General features: G+C 47.1%; 20 protein-coding genes and 1 other annotated feature. Of the genes, 7 read left to right on the forward strand and 13 right to left on the reverse strand.

Annotated features, from left to right (window positions below):
* Positions 1 to 6: 6 nt before the first annotated feature.
* The 3 genes from MKY62_RS12530 to MKY62_RS12540 form a co-directional block, all read right to left on the reverse strand.
* A complete protein-coding gene (locus MKY62_RS12530) occupies positions 7 to 648 on the reverse strand; it encodes an elongation factor G-binding protein (RefSeq protein ID WP_016886715.1) in 642 nt (213 codons plus the stop codon).
* Positions 649 to 858: 210 nt separating this feature from the next.
* A complete protein-coding gene (locus MKY62_RS12535; RefSeq protein WP_003183237.1) occupies positions 859 to 1197 on the reverse strand; it encodes a YolD-like family protein in 339 nt (112 codons plus the stop codon).
* 15 nt (positions 1198 to 1212) lie between these two features.
* Positions 1213 to 2475 (reverse strand): UV-damage repair protein uvrX, encoded by a 1263-nt coding sequence (locus tag MKY62_RS12540; RefSeq protein WP_003183238.1) that lies wholly within the window; start codon positions 2473 to 2475, stop codon positions 1213 to 1215.
* Positions 2476 to 2747: 272 nt separating this feature from the next.
* On the opposite strand from MKY62_RS12540, the gene MKY62_RS12545 reads away from it, so the two are divergent.
* Positions 2748 to 2960, forward strand: coding sequence for a YqzH family protein (locus MKY62_RS12545; RefSeq protein WP_003183240.1), 213 nt, complete (start codon positions 2748 to 2750; stop codon positions 2958 to 2960).
* 127 nt (positions 2961 to 3087) lie between these two features.
* Positions 3088 to 4326: an MFS transporter gene (locus tag MKY62_RS12550; RefSeq protein ID WP_009327942.1), complete on the forward strand. Its 1239-nt coding sequence runs from the start codon at positions 3088 to 3090 to the stop codon at positions 4324 to 4326.
* Between the two features lie 50 nt (positions 4327 to 4376).
* On the opposite strand, the gene MKY62_RS12555 is transcribed toward MKY62_RS12550, so the two are convergent.
* The 5 genes from MKY62_RS12555 to MKY62_RS12575 all read right to left on the reverse strand — a co-directional run bounded on the left by MKY62_RS12555 (position 4377) and on the right by MKY62_RS12575 (position 8204).
* Positions 4377 to 4760, reverse strand: a complete 384-nt coding sequence (locus MKY62_RS12555; RefSeq protein WP_003183247.1) for a VOC family protein — start codon at positions 4758 to 4760, stop codon at positions 4377 to 4379.
* Between the two features lie 14 nt (positions 4761 to 4774).
* On the reverse strand, positions 4775 to 5734 hold the full coding sequence (gene coaA, locus MKY62_RS12560; RefSeq protein ID WP_003183248.1) for a type I pantothenate kinase: 960 nt from the start codon (positions 5732 to 5734) through the stop codon (positions 4775 to 4777).
* 260 nt (positions 5735 to 5994) lie between these two features.
* Complete coding sequence (locus MKY62_RS12565) at positions 5995 to 6960, reverse strand: ABC transporter permease (RefSeq protein ID WP_003183250.1); 966 nt, start codon at positions 6958 to 6960, stop codon at positions 5995 to 5997.
* Positions 6938 to 7600, reverse strand: coding sequence for an ATP-binding cassette domain-containing protein (locus tag MKY62_RS12570; protein ID WP_003183252.1), 663 nt, complete (start codon positions 7598 to 7600; stop codon positions 6938 to 6940). Before MKY62_RS12570 ends, MKY62_RS12565 begins: the two co-directional genes overlap by 23 nt.
* A 115-nt stretch (positions 7601 to 7715) precedes the next feature.
* Positions 7716 to 8204: a hypothetical protein gene (locus MKY62_RS12575; RefSeq protein ID WP_003183253.1), complete on the reverse strand. Its 489-nt coding sequence runs from the start codon at positions 8202 to 8204 to the stop codon at positions 7716 to 7718.
* Between the two features lie 421 nt (positions 8205 to 8625).
* Between MKY62_RS12575 and MKY62_RS12580 the strand changes: the two genes are divergently transcribed.
* Entirely contained in the window at positions 8626 to 8886 is a 261-nt protein-coding gene (locus MKY62_RS12580) for a hypothetical protein (RefSeq protein WP_003183255.1), read from the forward strand.
* A gap of 25 nt (positions 8887 to 8911) precedes the next feature.
* Positions 8912 to 9040 carry a hypothetical protein gene (locus tag MKY62_RS12585; protein ID WP_254926366.1) on the forward strand — a complete coding sequence of 43 codons (129 nt, stop codon included), beginning with the start codon at positions 8912 to 8914 and terminating at the stop codon, positions 9038 to 9040.
* 151 nt (positions 9041 to 9191) lie between these two features.
* On the opposite strand, the gene MKY62_RS12590 is transcribed toward MKY62_RS12585, so the two are convergent.
* From MKY62_RS12590 to MKY62_RS12605, 4 genes are all read right to left on the reverse strand, one after another.
* On the reverse strand, positions 9192 to 9698 hold the full coding sequence (locus tag MKY62_RS12590) for a DUF3189 family protein (RefSeq protein ID WP_003183257.1): 507 nt from the start codon (positions 9696 to 9698) through the stop codon (positions 9192 to 9194).
* A gap of 53 nt (positions 9699 to 9751) precedes the next feature.
* Positions 9752 to 10474 (reverse strand): poly-gamma-glutamate hydrolase family protein, encoded by a 723-nt coding sequence (locus MKY62_RS12595; protein WP_003183259.1) that lies wholly within the window; start codon positions 10472 to 10474, stop codon positions 9752 to 9754.
* Between the two features lie 431 nt (positions 10475 to 10905).
* Entirely contained in the window at positions 10906 to 11688 is a 783-nt protein-coding gene (locus MKY62_RS12600) for an SDR family oxidoreductase (RefSeq protein ID WP_003183261.1), read from the reverse strand.
* 9 nt (positions 11689 to 11697) lie between these two features.
* Entirely contained in the window at positions 11698 to 12651 is a 954-nt protein-coding gene (locus MKY62_RS12605) for an MBL fold metallo-hydrolase (RefSeq protein ID WP_011198095.1), read from the reverse strand.
* Positions 12652 to 12796: 145 nt separating this feature from the next.
* Positions 12797 to 12998: a binding site (T-box leader), on the forward strand.
* A gap of 42 nt (positions 12999 to 13040) precedes the next feature.
* Between MKY62_RS12605 and proC the strand changes: the two genes are divergently transcribed.
* Entirely contained in the window at positions 13041 to 13862 is an 822-nt protein-coding gene (gene proC / locus MKY62_RS12610; RefSeq protein WP_003183264.1) for a pyrroline-5-carboxylate reductase, read from the forward strand.
* A 58-nt stretch (positions 13863 to 13920) separates the two neighbouring features.
* Here the strand turns inward: proC and MKY62_RS12615 are convergent, their stop codons facing one another.
* The gene (locus MKY62_RS12615; protein ID WP_011198096.1) at positions 13921 to 15525 is read right to left on the reverse strand and encodes a M20/M25/M40 family metallo-hydrolase; all 1605 of its coding nucleotides are present in this window, start codon (positions 15523 to 15525) and stop codon (positions 13921 to 13923) included.
* Between the two features lie 135 nt (positions 15526 to 15660).
* Between MKY62_RS12615 and namA the strand changes: the two genes are divergently transcribed.
* Positions 15661 to 16731, forward strand: a complete 1071-nt coding sequence (namA, locus tag MKY62_RS12620) for an NADPH dehydrogenase NamA (protein ID WP_085959520.1) — start codon at positions 15661 to 15663, stop codon at positions 16729 to 16731.
* A 116-nt stretch (positions 16732 to 16847) separates the two neighbouring features.
* Complete coding sequence (locus MKY62_RS12625; protein WP_009327935.1) at positions 16848 to 17609, forward strand: alpha/beta hydrolase; 762 nt, start codon at positions 16848 to 16850, stop codon at positions 17607 to 17609.
* The last annotated feature ends 25 nt before the right edge of the window (positions 17610 to 17634 follow it).

Here is a 17634-nt window from a genome sequence, read left to right on the forward strand (position 1 = left end):
TTACGTTTATTCTTTCGTTAATTGTGCGACGAAATGGTTCAGATGATCCAGCGTCATCAAATTTTGATTGCATTTTTCACTGTCACAGCAAATGTAATTGCCTCTGTCCGTATAGGTTTCTTTCCCGCTTTTCACGCGGGCCATGAACAGTCCGATCTCTTCGGTCCTGTTGCATATCGAGCAGATTCCTTTTTTATTGCTGGATTTGATGGTGCCGTGGATTCCGGTCAGCTTTCCGCCGACGTCCACAATCATGTATTTCCTGCCTGATCCTGCATCGTTCCATCCCAGGTAGGAATATCCGCTGAAATCCATCTGCTCAAATTCGGGCGTCTTTAGTTTTTTCACTTTAGAGAACAGCTTTTTAGCAGTCTTTACCGTTACATTCTGAAATGGAATCACATGAAGTTTTAATTCAGCTAAAAAGCGCACCGCTTCACCGCTGTCTTCCACTTCTGCCAGCTTCTCCAGCAAAGACTTTTGATCGCTGCTGAGATCAAGAAACAGGTTGAACACTTGATCCAGCGCATTGCACTTCAAAGCGTCAAGGACGTTTTCGTCATTGATGTTCGCATGTCCCTGGACGAGGCTGTCCGTTTGAAACTTAATAAAATTATATTGGTCATTTCTGATAAAAGGTGTCTTCATTTCTGCCAGCTCCTTATTTATAGATCTATATTTTAAAATAAGGTGCAAAGCCGGATGATCAGAAATGATACCTTGCTCTGTCAGGCGATTTGTTTATAACCCCGCCTCATGCAAAGTATCGCCTTTCAAGATAACAGGCTTTGCATGAGACGCTGCAGTCGGCAAATGAATGTCATTTACCATTTTATCCACCTCCGAATACTGATTCCATTATAAACGACAATCGTATTCAATCTCAATGATATCCTCTATCTTTAAAATGCAAATTTCATCCGCCCGGCTTACGATCCGCAGCTCCCTTTTCAGAGCGTCAGCATAGTGAATCCGGCCGGCGAGCGTTTTCACTTCCCCCTGCCGGTAATAAGCAAATTGCAAAAACCTGTTTTCTGCCATCGCTTCACAAATGATTTCATTGAATTCTTCATATTTTTGTTCATCCAGGATCGGTTTTTTGATTTTTTGAAAGCTTTCATGATATTCCCTGAGCAATTCCACGTGCTCAGGCAGCATCATGGAAACCCATTTGATACTGCCTCTGTCGCGAAGCATAAATGATTCTCCTTTCTATGCCTGATGGCCTCCGACCAATTTTGACCGCAGACGGGCCGTCCCGGCGTTTGTGTAGGAAACGGCCCGCAAAAGCGCTGTTGAGCCGTACCGTTCTCTGATGCCGTCCATCACATACCCGAGCTGCCGCTTCTTTTCCTGATCGGGGCGAAAAAGATCAAGCTGCATATTGGTGTCATCTTGAATATTGGACAAAGAGACGGAAATTTTCCGAACCGTTTTGCCGGCATAAAACCGCTCGAACAGTGCCAGACATGTATGGTAAAGATCAAGCGTGACATTTGAAGGGCTTTCCATTGTTTTTGAACGGTAAAATCCGCCGCCAAGCTCATCGCGGCTGTATTCGATGCCGAGACTGACGGTCCGGCCCGCCTGGCGGTGGGCGCGCGCCCTTTTGGCCACTTCCTCACACATTTCAAGAATGACATGCTTGACTTCCTCCGGATTCGGATAATCGCGAAGCAGAATCTGGCTTTTTCCATAGCTGACCTGCCCCTCCATGAGCGGCGCTCCAATCGCTGAAAGATCGATGCCCCAAGCGTGATAATAGAGCTGGTTTCCCATCACCCCGAATGTTTTCTCAAGCCGACTGAGATCATAGTGCGCCAGCTGGCCGACTGTAAAAATCCCCATCCGGTTTAACGTCTTTTCCAGCCTGGAGCCGATTCCCCACATGCGGCGCAGCGGAGACAGCGGCCACAGCTTCGTTTTCACGTCTTCGTAGCCCCAAACGGCCACCCCGCCTGCTGATTTTTTCGCTTCAAGGTCAAGGCACAGCTTTGCCATCAGCAGATTCGGTCCGATTCCGACAGCACAGGGAAGGCCAAACTCCCTTTCCATATCATCTTGAATTTTCATCGCAATCGTTCGGGCGTCTCCCCACATGCTTTCAACACCGTCCACCTGAATAAAGCTTTCATCCACGCTGTACGTATGAATGGCATCAGGCGGCACATAGCGGCAGAACAGCCGGGTGAGCTCTGTAGAAACACGGACAAACAGCCCCATCTTCGGATTGACCAGCTTGATGCGCGGATCATCCGGCAGCTGATAAAGCCTTGTTCCCGTTTGAACGCCGAACTCTCTTTTCAGAGCCGGAGAAGCAGCGAGAACGATGCTTCCCTGCCGCTCCGTGTTTCCGACAACCGCCAAGAAGCAAGTCATCGGGTCAAGTCCGAGCAGGACTGCGGCGCAGCTTGCATAAAAGCTCCGCATATCAACGCACAAAACCGAACGCGACGGATATTGACTGTAATCCATACTCTCCCTCCAGAAGAACTGATGTTCGCACAATTAGTGTATGAATACTATACTCCGAATATACGTTCGATTTCCAGGCGTAATTTTATCCAAAGAAAATCCTGGCGGAAAGCAATAAAAAACACCTTCTTTGGAAAGAAGGTGACATGGTTGACCATTCCAGTTCGGAATTTCGCCTTATTCAGTTTGATGATTCAAATTGAATGCTCTCTTGAGAACATCAGTTTTTCTTAGTAAGATAAAAGAAAAAGCGCTCCTAAAGGAGAAGACAAATGGATGAGAAACTGATTGAAAAAATGCTCGGACAGGCGCTGAAGCAGTACGGACGCAATGTTGCAACCGATCCGCTCAGCCCCGGCGAAAAAGAAATCCTGAAGCTGGCTTTGCAGGAAAGGCGGATCGAGGAGCCGAATGAAGGGCTGCATGCCCATATCGAGGATGTCATCTATGATTATGTCACAAATCAAGGCTTGTTCTCATCATAAAACGATTTTTCTTTGCGGCTTCCTTTGTACAGGAAGCCTTTTATCACCCAGCATTTAGAAATTCCTCTATTCACCGCCATCTGTTTCATGTATGATAAACAAATAAAAACGTAACGGAGAGTTTATCATGAAACAAAAATGGCAGAACATCCACCCGCTCAGCTGGACCATTATTGTCGGAACCATTTTCGGACGCATGGGAACAGCCATGAGCATCCCTTTTTTAGCAATTTATTTGACACAAGTGAAAGGCGCCTCTTCCGGCTTTGCGGGAGCTGTCATTGCAGCGAGCTCTCTGATCGGAATTGCGGCAAGCTTTTATGGCGGGTACTTATCAGACAGGTTCGGCCGGAAAACCATCATGCTCGTCTCGATTTTCGGCTGGACGTTCGTGTTCGCCGGTTTTGCACTCGCCGATCATGTCTGGACATTCTTTATCATGAATGCCTTAAACGGATTATGCCGCGCTTTGTTTGAACCGACTTCAAGAGCGCTGCTTTCAGACGTATCCAAACCCGAAACGCGCCTTTTCGTCTTTAATCTCCGCTATACCGCGATCAACCTCGGCGTCGTCTTCGGCCCGCTTTTAGGCCTGTATCTCGGATCTTCCAAAACGACGCTGCCGTTTTTCATTGCGGCTTTCATTTATTTTATTTATGCGGCGGTGCTGGTCATTCAATTTAAACACCACACCGTACCGGCAGCTGAGCGTAATAAGCGTATAAAAGTGCGGGACGCGCTGGAGGTGACAAAAACAGACCGGGTATTTACGATTACGCTAATCGGTTCGATTCTTTGTTTGTTCGGATATTCCCACTTCACATCGACGCTTGCACAATACATGGCGGCCAGCCCGTTCATTGAAGACGGGACGAAAGTGTTCGGCATGATGCTGACGCTGAATGCCTTGGCCGTTCTTGCCGTACAGTACCCGATCGTACATATCGCCAAACGGTTTTCACCGATTTTATCGCTGATTGCAGGAAATGTGCTGATTAGTGGAAGCCTGTTCAGCCTCTCTTTTTTCCATGATCTATGGTCCATTGTCTTGATCATTATCGTGTTTACGATCGGGGAGGTGCTTCTCTTTTCGATGATGGATTTACTGGTCGACCGGATTGCCCGGCCTGAGCTGAAAGGCACTTACTTTGGGGCTATGGGCTTCACCCAGCTTGGAAGCGTGGTCGGCCCTTGGGCGGGGGGAATGCTGCTGGACACCTTTGGAGCGGAAAAACCGTTTTTCACTTTTGCAATCCTGTCTGCTGCCACCATTTGCGGCGTTCCTTTCCTGGTAGCAGCCTACCGGAAACTCAAAATGGATGAAGCAAAAGTCAATTTAAGTTCGAAAAAAACGATGCAGCATTAATTGAAAACAGGCCGGCTCGAACAAAGGCCGGCCTTCGGCTGCCGCCCGCCTCAAGGGGCAGCAAGTTCAACTTTGATGCGGTCCGGATCTTCGGTATACAAGGCATAATGCCCGTTTCCGCCGGCAAACGGATGTCTGTCTTCATATAAAATGCGGCATCCCCGCTCTCTCAGTTTCATTGTCATTTCGTCGACCTGCTCTTTGGATGCCGCGTAAAAAGCAAGATGGTTTAAGCCGACGCGGCACCTGTGATAACCCGCTTTGATAAACTGCTCTTTCGCCTGCACAAGCACGAGATAGGCGCCGTTTGCTTTCCAGCTGATGCCGCCTTCCCATTGTTGAAAAACCTCATAGCCGAGCTCCCCGAGAAACCAGCCCCAAAAGCGCTTCGACGCTTCCAAATCTGAAACGTACAGTTCAATATGATGGATCATGCAAGCCTCCTCTTCTATACCCGTCTGACCAAAATCTCTTCCACCTTGTGGCCTTCGCCTTTTCTCAAGATTAAATCAGACCGGAATTTTGTAGGCAGAATGTTCTCATACAAATTCGGACGGTTGACGGTCTCCCATATTGACTTTGCCATATGGTCCGCTTCTTCGTCCGCGAGGTCTTTGAATTTATGGAAATAAGAACTCGGATCTTGAAAAGCCGTCTCCCTGAGCATGCGAAAGCGTTCAAGATACCATTTGATAATGAGGTCTTCTTCGGCATCCACATAAATCGAGAAGTCAAAAAAATCGGAAACGAAAACCCGCGGTTTTGTACGGTCGTCTTCGATCGTCGGTGTCTGCAGCACATTAACGCCTTCGATGATCACGATATCCGCTTGTTCTACCGTTTCATAAACCCCTTCCAATCTGTCATACGTTAGATGGGAATAAACGGGTGCGTGGACAATTTCCTTTCCTGATTTTAAATCGTTCAAAAACTCAAGCAGCGCTTTGACATCATAGCTTTCGGGAAACCCTTTCCTCGACATCATCTGCTTTTCTGTCAGAACCGCATTAGGATAAAGAAAACCGTCGGTTGTGATCAGACTGACTTTCAGCCGTTCCTGCAAACGGGAGAGCACAGTCTGAATGATGCGGGCCGTCGTGCTTTTTCCAACCGCGACGCTTCCGGCAATCCCGATGATAAACGGAATCTTGGCCGCGTGAGGATGATTCAAAAAACCGTTTACCCGGGTGTTCCGTTCATATTGAGTTGCCCGGTGTAAATAAAGCAGCCTCGCCAGCGGAACATAAACGGTTTCGACTTCTTCCAAAGACAGATAGTCATTTAAACCTTCAAGCTTCTTTACTTCCTCTTCGGTCATCTTTACCGACATATGCCCGCCGAGATTTGCCCAGGCATCACGGGTATGACTCGTATATAACGTGTGCAAATTCAAATCCTGATTCGCCACTATTCTCACCTGCCCTCTGTTCAAACGCTGTTTACTTAAAAAAGTGCATGAATTCTGAGACCGCTTTATTATTATATAGAATTTTTCGAATATTTACGAGGAACAACGTTTCAATCAAAAAAACCGTCTTCCTCCAGAGACGGGTGGGTCCGGTTTCCTTGCATGGCGGATGCGAATGGCTCTCCTTCCTGTCAACCCTGAGCCAACGGGTGTCCTTCGTTTGCAAAAGAAAAAAGAGCGCAGGCGCCCGCACTCTTTTTTCAAACGACATATTTGCTTTGCCTGTGCGCCATGTAATAAGTGACCGCAGACAGCAAGCCGACGGATGCGGCTAAAATGATGATGACCGGAATCATGTCCACCTTCACCGGTGTAAACAGTTTAAAGCCGCCGCTGAAACTGAAAACCGCATGCCCGAGATTAGACAGCAGGTTTTTTAAATCGAACCTGCCCAAAGCAGGGATCAGCAGGCTGTAAACGACATAAAGCAAAGCAGGCGTAATAAAGCTTCTGAAGAGGACGCCCAAATAAAATCCGATCGTCGAAAAGATGAAGCTGACCGCCAGAACGACAGCGAGCTGAAGCAGGATATTGCTTTTTGAAACAGCGGGTATTGTGAACTCGCCGACCGGTATATCCCTTGAAGCAAGGGAATAAAAGACGAGGCTTGACACATATGCCGTACATACAACGGCGATCACGGCGGCAGCCATCACCATGTAAACCGAACACTGTTTGGCAAACAGAACGGATTTCCAATCATGGCTGACCGCTTTCACTTTCATCGTCTTGAATCTGATGTCGTATGAGGAGATATAGATGGCATACAGCGTGAAAGCCAAGGGAAAAATGATGAAGCCCATCAGCTCAAGCGTCATAGTGACTGACTGTTTCGGCTCCAGGTGATGGAGGGACAAGACGAAATTCTCATAGTCGAACCTTAAAATATTTTCGACGATCTCTCCGTCGCCATCCTCGCTTTTCAGCTCACCTTCCTTCACCTTGACGGGCGACTCCAGCGCCTGCTTAATATCGATGCCGAGTTCTTTATATTCATTTTCAGTCTTTTTGAACTGCTGGTAGCTGTCCATTGTATTTTTATAGTGAACATATATGTATCCGGATGAAATGAATAATAGAGGAAGCAATAAAATGATGAGCAATTTAGAATACGATTGAAATGCAAGCTCTTTCTTGAAAATATTATAAATATTCTTTATAGACATCGCCCAATTCTGCTCCATTCGTTTTAAAATTGTCTATGTGGATAGCTGAACCGTCTTTCAACACGTATAATTGATCGACGATTGAAGAATAAAACTCAAACTGATGGCCGGCGGCAACAATCGTCATCCTGCTTGACCAGTCATTGATGAGCTCCTGAAGCTCCATCATGGACCGGTAGTCAAGCCCGTTTGATATCTCATCCAAAAACAAGAATGACGGTTTGTTTAATGCAGCGATCATTAAGGCCAGCTTTTTCTTTTGTCCGTATGAATAGGTCTTGACCTTTTTTTTCAGCAGCTCCCTGCCGAGAAACTTTTGCGACAATTGTTCAAGCTCTTCTTTGCCGGCAGGTTTATTGATCAGTAGTTTGATATTTTGATAGCCGCTCAGATGATCGTAAAACGGGGAATCGTCATAGATGACGTGGACTTTGCTCCTGACTGCTTCAAGCGGCTCGCCGTCGTACAGTATGCCGCCTTCGAAAGGTTCAAGCTTGAGCAGGCATTTCAAGAGCGTCGTTTTTCCGGCGCCGTTTTCTCCCATCAGAAAGGTGACTTTGTTTTTTTCAATATTCATGTTGAGACGGTTGAATACCGATTTGCTTCCATAAGATTTCGTCAGGTCATCGATTTTGATCAATTTGAAAAATCCTTTCTCGCATCAGGATGGTGTTGCAACATTCTCCATTATACAACGCTGCCATTAATTTCTAAATAGTCTTTTAGCAGCGTTGTATGAAATGGCTTATAGTAAATTAATCGTTTCCGTATTTTCCTTTTTTATTGACCCACCTTCTGTCTGTAAAGGTTGAGCTGGCCAATTCAACATCTCCCCACGGTGTAACGGTTCCGAAGCTCAGCGTTTTTTTCGCTCTCCATTTGTGAAGCCCTGATGACTTATAATACCTTTTAATCCCCTTTGCCCTCACCACATTCGGAAAGACGTAGCCGACATCCTGCGATCCGCTGCTTTTCGATACTTTTTTGCCGTTGTAGTACCAGTCGATATAATCTTTTGACCAGGCGAGGAAGCTTCCTCTTTTAATTGTCAGCCTTTTTCCTGCATAAGCCGTCACACCGCTTTGAACGGATGCCTGTTCAGGAAGTGATTGAACGTATTCTGTCTTGGCTTCAAGCAGTTCCTTTTGCTCGCTTGTCAGCTGCCCGTCCCCAGCAGCCGCAGCGAATGAGGATGGAACCAGGAGCGCCGCAGACAAAGAAAACCCTAAAATCGCTTTTTTCATTTCGTTTCCCTCCGTGTTTTTGAAATATTTGTATGTACGTCTTCAGCTGCCATCCATAAGCTACTGCCACATCCAAAACAATTTAAGGTCCGAGTTCTCTTATTTTAATGGATGAAAAAATAGATTCCTAGCAAAATGGACCATTTCATCGTTACCTATTGGAAACTATCCCCTCCTCCCTCTCGTAAAATTATAACATATTTTTCCTTACCTTCAATCAAATTCTCTTATTTTACCATTTTTCCCGAGGGTGTTCTTAGGCGAACACCTATTACCTCTGATTAAAATGTAAATTTGTGTATTATTTTTGAATTTTATTGAATTTCTACACAATTAGACATTTTTTTCTCCAGCCGAGTGATAGGATGTACATGCCTATGATGTCATAGGCAAAAAAACAATCTTTAGGAGGTCGTTAGGGATGTTTCAAAACAAAATCAAAAAAGCAGTCGGAGCGGTTGCATTTGCAGGTGCTTTGTTAGTGTCTGGATTGCCCGTAAGTGCGGATACACTGCCTGAATTAATATGGGTGAGGGACAAGTATCCCGGTGCGCAATACGAATATAAGGTAATAAATGGCGAGAGATATGTCGATGTTTACAGAGTAATAAATGGTAAAACAGATGTCACACGCGAAAAATGTGAAACGATGTACCAAGACCGCTGCTATGTCAAAAAATAAACAACGTGCAGCTGGCGTCTGAAATATGAACATGCTTCGATCCGCTTTTGGAGAACAGAGCGTGAACGAGCGGCTGATTCTTTTACAGACGCGGGCTTTAGAGCGCAAGCAAGCGGGAGGCGTTTTGATGCGCCTCCCGCTTTCCGTTCTGTGAATGTCGATCTTTTTTAAAAGTCAACAACCGCTGCAATGAAACTGTGTTCCCCTCTATTCATTGGAAAAAGGCATTCCTATTAAACAAGGCATCCCACCGATCAGAACGCCTTGTTTTTTCAAATAAATTCCTTATATTCATCCTTCGGCCACTATCCTTTAAAGCCGTTATCGAGTACCTCGATCATCGAAGAAGTCGTTTTTGCATGGTTTTTTGTTTGCTGCACAAGCTTGATGATGTCTTGGTATGCCTGCTGCGCTCCAAGCACCAGCAAAGGAACCCCGATCGGATCGATTTTCAGCCTCCTCGAAAATAAACCGCCGAATGTCATCGCTATTGGCACAGTCGGAGACGTGTTTGAAAAAATGACTTTCTCCTGAAGTTTCCCGTTTTTTTCAAACAGCTCGAGAACGCCTCGCATGGCTGGAATGACAGCTTTTGACGATCCTCTGCCGATCGTGTACACCTGGTTGCCTTCTTCATCAAGTCCGTGAAAGATTAATTTTCCCATTTCCTTCGGACTTAATTGATTAAAACAGTCGGTGCTTAAAATTTCGTTTCTTGTTGGTTTTCTGCTGAATGGGAGCTTTTTCAGATGATAAGCAGCGGCAAGTGCAGATGAATGAGTGCCGCCGTAACAATTGTATATATAGATCAACCTGCTCACCCTCTTCATGTCTTTGGTTTTAATGTGGCCCAAATATACAATGCTTATTTATACCTCGTTTCCAGAACTTCTTTAACAGCTGAGACATACGCTTGAAACGTCTCATTTTTAGAACTTGCCCGCGTCCACAGGCCGAACTCCGAAAAAAAAGCCTCTCGTTGAGGCGTGCTGATTTCCAATTGAATGCTTTGACCTGTTTTGCATTGATTATTGATATTTTCAGGATTTCCTCCTGCAAGCCGGTGGCTCGGGCTGACCAGCTCCGCCGAAAAACCTTTGTTCAGCAGCGCTCTGACAATCGCTTTCGCCCCTCCTGTATCCGTTCCCCCCACAAGCGTATGTTCAACGATGTCATGATATCCATGAAAAGCCAGCACATAGCTGTGCTCTTTGACCGCTTTGAGGGCCTGAGGTTCATCAAAATGATTGCTTGTGATGTGGAGATCCCAGTTTTGCGAGGGTTTGATTCCCTCAAATAAATAAGTGGAATAATCGGCGCTGAAGGCGCGGACAAGTTCACTGACACCTCCTTCGATTCCTCCGCCGTGCGGTGAAAGAATCAACAGTTCGGTGCCCATGTCTGTGTATTCGATTTGGTAATCTTCTCCTTCTGTTTCATGTTCGGCAAGCTCGGCAAAATTGGCGTATTTGTCTGCGGATGAAGCGACGCTTTTCAGCGGAAATTGAAAGATGACCGTTAAGCAAATCCCCGTGACTAACCAGATGATGCAACGATTTTTCATCAATGGGTTCCATTCTTCCTGCACCGTTAAGAAACTCCTTTTATCGTGTATTTTGTTGCGAGTATCACGTGATATCATGTTTCGGCCGGGATGAGAGAATTTCAATAAATGGTAAAATATTACTCCCTTTCGTCACCCAGTTGCCATTTTATATAAGAAGAACGGCAAAACGAAAGCGACCTTTACCTTATTTTTCATCAGCGGCCGGCACGTGTTCCCGGAAGCACGGAATCTTTCGGCGTGCCGTATTTTTATATCAATTGCCTCAGGCTGGACAGGTGCCATCAGATCAAGCAGCGCTTAAAGAAGGAAGCAGAGGTTCGATGCCGGGTTTTGCAGAGGGACAAAGTCTCCCTGTTTTTATATGATATTTTGAGCCTCTCTGCAGGGGGCATCGCTAAAAAAATGCAAACAAAAAAGGAACGGATGATTCCGTTCCTTTCTTCGAGAAACCATTATTTTTTATAGAAAGCGCTTCGACCTGTTCGTTCAACCAGCGAAGGGAAAAGCTGGTAGAGTTTGCTGACGCTGTTCATCCAGCCTGGAAGATTGATTTCGCGCTTGTTCGTCATCATTGCCGAGACGATTTTCTTAGCAACCCGATCCGGATCTAGCATCCATCTCCCGACGCTTTTTACATAATCGCCTTTTTTATCTGCCGTCTTGAAAAAGTCTGTTTGAATCGGTCCAGGATTGACCGTTGTCACGTTGACCCCTGTTTCTGCAAGCTCCATTCTCAAGCTGTTTGAATATCCGAGCACCGCATGCTTTGTTGCCGCATAAAGGCTTGACTTGGGCGTCGCTATTTTGCCCGCTTGTGAAGCGATATTGATAATATGGCCTTTGTCTTGCCTGATCATATGCGGGAGTGCCATTTTCGTGCAGGCGATCAGACCGAATACGTTGACCTCAAACATCGCTTTCATATCTTCAAGGGAAGCGTCAAGCGCGCTTTCAAAAATGCCGAACCCCGCATTATTGACAAGAATATCAACCGGACCGGCCTCTTGAAACGCCGCTTCAACTTCATCCGTCCGGCTGACGTCCAATACGATTATACGGCACTTTGCGCCGGTTTTATCCGCGATGTTTTGCTTCAAAGCATCGAGGCGGTCTCTTCTGCGCGCAGCCAGAATGATCTCCGCTCCTTCCCCTGCAGCATGATATGCGATCCGTTCGCCAAGCCCTCCTGAAGCTCCTGTAATCATCACTTTGTGCGCTTTCAACTTCTGCTCCATGTTCGTCACCTACTTTGCATAATAGTAATCGATTCCATCGGCCGCATCAACTCCGATCCTCCCCTGGGATTCCAGATCGTCAAGCTGCCCAATCGTTTCTGACAGTGTTAAGAACAGCTCTTTTTCATAGACTGCAGGGAACAGTTTTCGACATATCTGATAAGGTGAATGCGGTTTTTCAGAGAGGATGCGGTACACCTCTTCGGCTCTGTTTCGCTGCTTTTCCAGCCTTTTGGCGACAAGCTCATTCACTTTTGTGATTTCCTCCCCATGGCCGGGATAAATCATGTGAAGCGGAAGCTCCTGCAGCCTGCCGAGAGATTCCAGGTAATCCAGCAGCGGAGTCGGGCGTTTCCCTCCTTTTTGCGGCACTTCCAGAAGCGGATTTGAAGAAGACGGCTTTAGCAGCAAGTCTCCCCCGAGCATGCTTCCAAGTTCTTCATTATAAAGGACAATATGCGAAGCGGCATGTCCGGGCGTCTCAAGAACCCGCCACCCGTCAAGCCCTTCAATTTGCCCACCTTCTGAAACGGTCTCTGTCAATGTCCGATTACATGAATACCGGTACGACGCTTTTATGGTATGGCCTGGCGGCTTCATATCGCCGGGAACGCCGAATCGTTGAAACAGGTATGTAAAAAAGGACTTTTGTTTTTCAATAAAATCGGGATTTTGACTGATATACGGTTCATTGAACGGATGGCCAATGATTTTTACCTCTGCCGGGAATTCGTTCAGCAGTCCGGCGTGATCAGCGTGATGGTGGGTCAGGACGACCTGGTCGATATCGCTTAATGACAGTCCCTGTTCGGCCAGCTCGCTCTTCAAAACGGCTGCCGCCTCCTTTGTGTTGGGCCCGGCATCCACCAGAGTGAGCGCCTCGCCTCTGAGCAAATAAATGTTGACGTCTCCGACTGCAAACGGAGTCGGCAGTGCAATAGGAATGATTCTTGCGTCTTTCATCGTTTTATTCTCCTCATCCTGCGAATTGATGTTGATCATATTTTACCTTTTTCTCCCGCGCATGTCATTTTTGCCTCAAATGCCTGTTGACATTTCAGCATTCCTCATAGCATAATGAACAACAAATATATGAAGGTGAATGAATGAAGACGCGATGAAGAGGAATAGTAAACGAGCAATGGCTAAAGAGAGTGAAATCCACGGCTGAAAGATTTCACAGCCCGCTTGCCTGTTGAACCTGCCCTCAGAGCGCTTAGGCAAACCTAAACGTATCCCGCGTTACGGGGCAAGAGCTGAGCATGTATATGCTAATGAAGGTGGTACCGCGAAACCTTTTCGTCCTTTGCGAAGACGGAAAGGTTTTTTTGTTTTTAGAAGGAGGAATCAAAATGAAACGAATAGGATTTATCGGAGCCGGTTCGATGGCTGAAGCGATGATTAAGGGGCTTGTCAAAAGCGGTGCAATGGAACCTGAGGCGATATTCGTTACTAATCAGTCGAATACGGCCAGGCTTCGTGAATTAAGCGAGACTTACGGGGTATGCGGAGAAGCAGATACGGCAAAAGTCGCCGCCCGGTCGGATACACTCGTTTTGGCGATGAAGCCGAAAGACGCGGCAGGAGGAATAGCCGCACTCCGCCCCTATTTGCGAAAAGAACAGCTGCTGATCTCTGTTCTTGCAGGCATTCCGATTCATACGATCCAGCACTATGCCGGGCTTGAGCTGCCTGTTGTGAGAGCCATGCCGAATACATCGGCCGCCATTCAAAAATCAGCCACAGCCTTTGCGGCAAGCCCGCTTGTCACGAAAGAGCAGATGCAGGAAGCGGCTGACCTCTTTGCGACGGTCGGCAGCGTTACAATCGTTGAGGAATCTGCCCTTGATGCTGTGACAGCCGTAGCCGGAAGCGGGCCCGCTTTTGTTTATCGGTTTGTCGAAGCCCTGCAGGCGTCGGCTGCCGAGCTGGGGCTTCCTGAAAAAACGGCGAAACAGCTGATTATCGATATGATGGCAGGAGCGGCTCAAATGCTTGAAACCGGCAGAGATCCTTCTGTCATGAGGAAAGAGATCACAAGCGCCGGAGGGACAACGGAAGCAGGCCTTAGGATGCTTGACGACCATCAATTTGAACAGACCGTCATATCCTGCGTCAAAGAAGCGGCGAATCGTTCTGCGGAACTCAGGGATATGTTTGCCGCCAAAATTTAAAAAAGTCGGGAACAGCGTTTTCGCTCGTTCCCGATTTTTCTTCAAGCGGTCCCGTATCTTAGAGAAGCTTGTGTATCGCGAGCCGGAGGATATCTGGCAGCTTTCCAAATGAAAACGGCACATGGAGACGTTCCGTCCATTTGTGAGGATCTTTGCCGGCCGGCCCGATATTGATGACCGGCACAAACAGTGCGTTTTCGCGTCCTTTTGGAAGTGAATAGCCGTGATGAAAAAGCGGCATATTGGATGTGAACGCATCGACTGACTGTTTTTGCAGCTGCAGGTAGCTTAAATCGGACAGGCCGGGGAAATATTGGACTTCTGTAAATTCAATTCCGTGCCTGTCGGCCGCATACTGCTTCACTTCTCTCATCACCTTTCGGATCAGAGGATCGTCCTTTGAAGAAACAGCCGGATAAAACGGCGGACTGTAAAACAGAACGATCATCGGAGCATCTTCTTTGCAGAGTGAAGCCAATTCAGAGACGATTTTCGTTGAAAAGTCGCGGTCTCCAAGCTCCCCCCTGTTCGCAAATGCAAAGTTGAGGATGCGTTCCGCCTCGGGCTTCCCGGCTTTTTCCTGTGCTTTGTTCCACAGCTCCTCAAACGTCATCACGGAAACGGCCGGGTTAATTGGCGTGAAGGCTTCAAACCGCTGATATTCGGCCGTTTTACGTTCGATATTTGTTTGAATATTGGCGGCCGCTTCCCTGGCTGTGTCGAGCAGCATGCGATGGAGCTCGGCGGCGGAACGCTGCATCATCAGCACATTAAAGAGCGACACCGCTGTGTGAGGAGTCTGAACCGAGTAGGCCTCCTTCAGATCTTTTTGCATCAGATTGGCCGGGGGAGGCGTCACCTCTCCGTCCGCTTCTTCGCAATAGTCGACGTTTAATTCGAGCAGCCTGTTGATCTCAGACACCATTAGATTCGCATTCACCCCTGCAAACGGCTCGCCGACATGCGTCTCAACCCCTTTGCAGAAAAATCCGGCAAGCGCTTTGCCGATGCTGCCTGAATAGACGTACTGCTTCGGATCACCCGGATGTTTTTCAAACATCGGCTCACAGTTTAAGCACGCTGTATAATGAAGGCCAAATTCTTTTTCTAAAGCTTTCAGTACAGGTACTGCTTCAAGCATCCCCTGCGAGTTGACTTCTTCGTCCGGAACCGTAATTAATAGAAGGTTTCCGTCAAATTCTCCGTTCATCGCCCGTTCCAGCATAGAAAATTGAACAGCAAGACCCGCTTTCATATCCATGCTTCCCCTACCGAACAGCCATTCGCCGCTTTCCAGGTCTTTTTTGACCCGTTCAGGCAAAAGTTCTTTTTTATCATTTAATAGGTCCATGAGTTCCGGGACTTTGCATGCCATATGTTTGAATTCTCCGTAGTCTGCCGTATCGACCACGTCAAAATGGCTCAAGAGGAGCACCGTATTTGATTTCTTTTCCTTTTTGACGAGGGCGGTTAAAAAATAGCGCCCATCCTCCATCGGGTGAAGCTTTAAGTATTCAGGATTCTTTTGAAAGTACGAACGGTCCTTTAAGACATCATGCATATATTTCGCAAGCGCCACTTCTCCGGCCGTGCCTGAGATGCTTTCGTATTGAACAAGAGAAATGAGCAGCCGTTTCAGTTCTTCCACTGTCTGCCACTTCACAAAGCAAGCCCCCTCTTTCACTGTTTTCCGCAAATGTATGTGATATCATATTTAGTAAAAAATAGAATGTGTACAACTTTATTGTACTGAACATTCTTACATATGGAAATGACTTGAGCAGTTTATATGACGAGAATGGGCAGAATTGGTATAATCGAGGCGAAAACTTACGGGAGGCGAAAAAATTTGAGTAATCGAAAACTATTCACACCATGGAGTTTAAAAGGAGTTACACTAAAAAACCGGATTGTCATGTCGCCGATGTGCATGTATTCCTCCCATGAAAAGGATGGAAAAGTGCAGCCTTTCCACATGACCCACTACATCTCCCGCGCCGTCGGACAAGTCGGACTAATCATGGTAGAAGCTACCGCCGTCACTCCGCAGGGAAGAATCTCTGACCAGGATCTGGGCATATGGGATGACGCGCATATTGACGGACTTGCTGCATTGACGTCACAAATCAAGACGTACGGCAGCAAAACGGCGATTCAGTTGGCGCACGCCGGAAGAAAAGCCGAGGTCGAAGGTACAATCTACGGACCTTCAGCGATTCCTTTCGACGAAAATTCGCGAACGCCTGTTGAAATGACAAAAGAGGACATAAAAGAAACCGTTCAGGCTTTCAAAAAAGGAGCTGAACGCGCGAAAGCCGCCGGCTTTGACATCATCGAGATTCATGGAGCCCACGGATACTTGATCAACGAATTTTTATCACCGCTTTCCAACAAACGCGAGGATGAATACGGAGGTTCACCGGAAAACCGCTACAGGCTGCTTCGCGAAGTCATCGACGCTGTAAAAGAAGTCTGGGCCGGACCATTATTCGTACGCGTTTCAGCTTCAGACTACAAAACAAAAGGCCTTGATGTCGCCGATTATGTCGGTTTCGCCAAATGGATGAAGGAACAGGGCGTTGATTTGATCGATGTCAGCTCCGGTGCTGTTGTGCCTGCTGATATCAACGTCTTCCCAGGCTACCAAGTCGGCTTCGCCGATACAATTCGCGCTCAAGCCGAGATTCAGACAGGAGCTGTCGGATTGATCACTAGTGGCCTTCAAGCTGAGGAAATCCTCCAAAATGGACGCGCTGATCTCATTTTCGTTGCACGGGAGCTGCTGAGAGATCCATACTGGCCGAAAACCGCTGCCAAACAGTTGAACACAAAAATTGAAGGGCCTGTTCAGTACGACAGAGCCTGGTAAACTTAATATCCCGCCTTATGGCGGGATATTTCTTTTTTTCAACTCGTGAGAAACGAACATCCTTGTTTGTGCGTCTTTCCTAATAGAACACCATATACAAAGAGAGGATGACCTCTATGACCATAACGGAAAGAATATATACTGTTGAAGGGTGCATGTTTTATACAAAGCAGAGAAAAGGAAAAAAGAACGCAACGATTATTTTTGAAGCGGGCTACGGTTTTTCTTCAACGACTTGGCAGCCCATTTTATCCGATATAGACGAAGATCTCGGCTTGTTTGCATACGACCGTGCAGGCCTTGGCAAAAGCGGGCCGAGCACCAGCAAACGAACAGCGGATCAGATGGTGAAAGAACTAAAAGCGCTGCTTGCAGCAGCAGACGTCAAACCGCCCTACCTGTTTGTCGCCCATTCGTTCGGCGCCGTCATTGCAAGGCTGTTTGCAAGCCGGTACAGCGATGAAGTCATCGGCATGGTGCTGCTTGATCCCGCTTGTGAAGATCAGGAGGAAAAAGTGCTGCCGCTACTTCCGGACACATTAAAAGAAGATTATGTCAAACAGTTTTCGATCGAAGGGTCCCATGAGGACTTTAAACAAAGCCTGGACATGCTGAAGCAGGAAAAGAAACACCTCGGTTCGGTTCCTTTGCTCGTCCTCTCGGCGGGAAAAAGGACGGAGGCGGCGAAGCAAGCTCATCAAGAATGGCTGAAGCTTCACAGCAGACTGCTGTCTCTATCGCATCAAAGCGGCTGGATTCAGGCGAAAAACAGCTCGCATTTGATCCATCATGATGAGCCGCACATCGTCCAGCTTGCGATCTATGATGTGTGGTATGCGGCACAGCAGCAAACATACGCCTATCAAGCCGCCAATTAAACAAAAAACCAGCAGACAGTCTGCT

This window comes from Bacillus sp. FSL R7-0646 (assembly GCF_037969865.1).
Classification (GTDB): domain Bacteria; phylum Bacillota; class Bacilli; order Bacillales; family Bacillaceae; genus Bacillus; species Bacillus licheniformis.

Bases quoted from the DNA above. Each gene is read 5' to 3' on its own strand.
- MKY62_RS12550 (WP_009327942.1), top strand. From the start codon at position 3,088: ATGAAACAAAAATGGCAGAACATCCACCCGCTCAGCTGGACCATTATT.
- MKY62_RS12555 (WP_003183247.1), bottom strand. From the start codon at position 4,760: ATGATCCATCATATTGAACTGTACGTTTCAGATTTGGAAGCGTCGAAG.
- MKY62_RS12600 (WP_003183261.1), bottom strand. From the start codon at position 11,688: ATGGAGCAGAAGTTGAAAGCGCACAAAGTGATGATTACAGGAGCTTCA.
- proC (WP_003183264.1), top strand. From the start codon at position 13,041: ATGAAACGAATAGGATTTATCGGAGCCGGTTCGATGGCTGAAGCGATG.
- MKY62_RS12530 (WP_016886715.1), bottom strand. From the start codon at position 648: ATGAAGACACCTTTTATCAGAAATGACCAATATAATTTTATTAAGTTT.
- MKY62_RS12605 (WP_011198095.1), bottom strand. From the start codon at position 12,651: ATGAAAGACGCAAGAATCATTCCTATTGCACTGCCGACTCCGTTTGCA.
- MKY62_RS12585 (WP_254926366.1), top strand. From the start codon at position 8,912: ATGAACATGCTTCGATCCGCTTTTGGAGAACAGAGCGTGAACGAGCGG.
- MKY62_RS12580 (WP_003183255.1), top strand. From the start codon at position 8,626: ATGTTTCAAAACAAAATCAAAAAAGCAGTCGGAGCGGTTGCATTTGCA.
- MKY62_RS12565 (WP_003183250.1), bottom strand. From the start codon at position 6,960: ATGTCTATAAAGAATATTTATAATATTTTCAAGAAAGAGCTTGCATTT.
- namA (WP_085959520.1), top strand. From the start codon at position 15,661: ATGGGCAGAATTGGTATAATCGAGGCGAAAACTTACGGGAGGCGAAAA.
- MKY62_RS12535 (WP_003183237.1), bottom strand. From the start codon at position 1,197: ATGCTTCGCGACAGAGGCAGTATCAAATGGGTTTCCATGATGCTGCCT.
- MKY62_RS12540 (WP_003183238.1), bottom strand. From the start codon at position 2,475: ATGGATTACAGTCAATATCCGTCGCGTTCGGTTTTGTGCGTTGATATG.
- MKY62_RS12575 (WP_003183253.1), bottom strand. From the start codon at position 8,204: ATGAAAAAAGCGATTTTAGGGTTTTCTTTGTCTGCGGCGCTCCTGGTT.
- MKY62_RS12625 (WP_009327935.1), top strand. From the start codon at position 16,848: ATGACCATAACGGAAAGAATATATACTGTTGAAGGGTGCATGTTTTAT.
- MKY62_RS12545 (WP_003183240.1), top strand. From the start codon at position 2,748: ATGGATGAGAAACTGATTGAAAAAATGCTCGGACAGGCGCTGAAGCAG.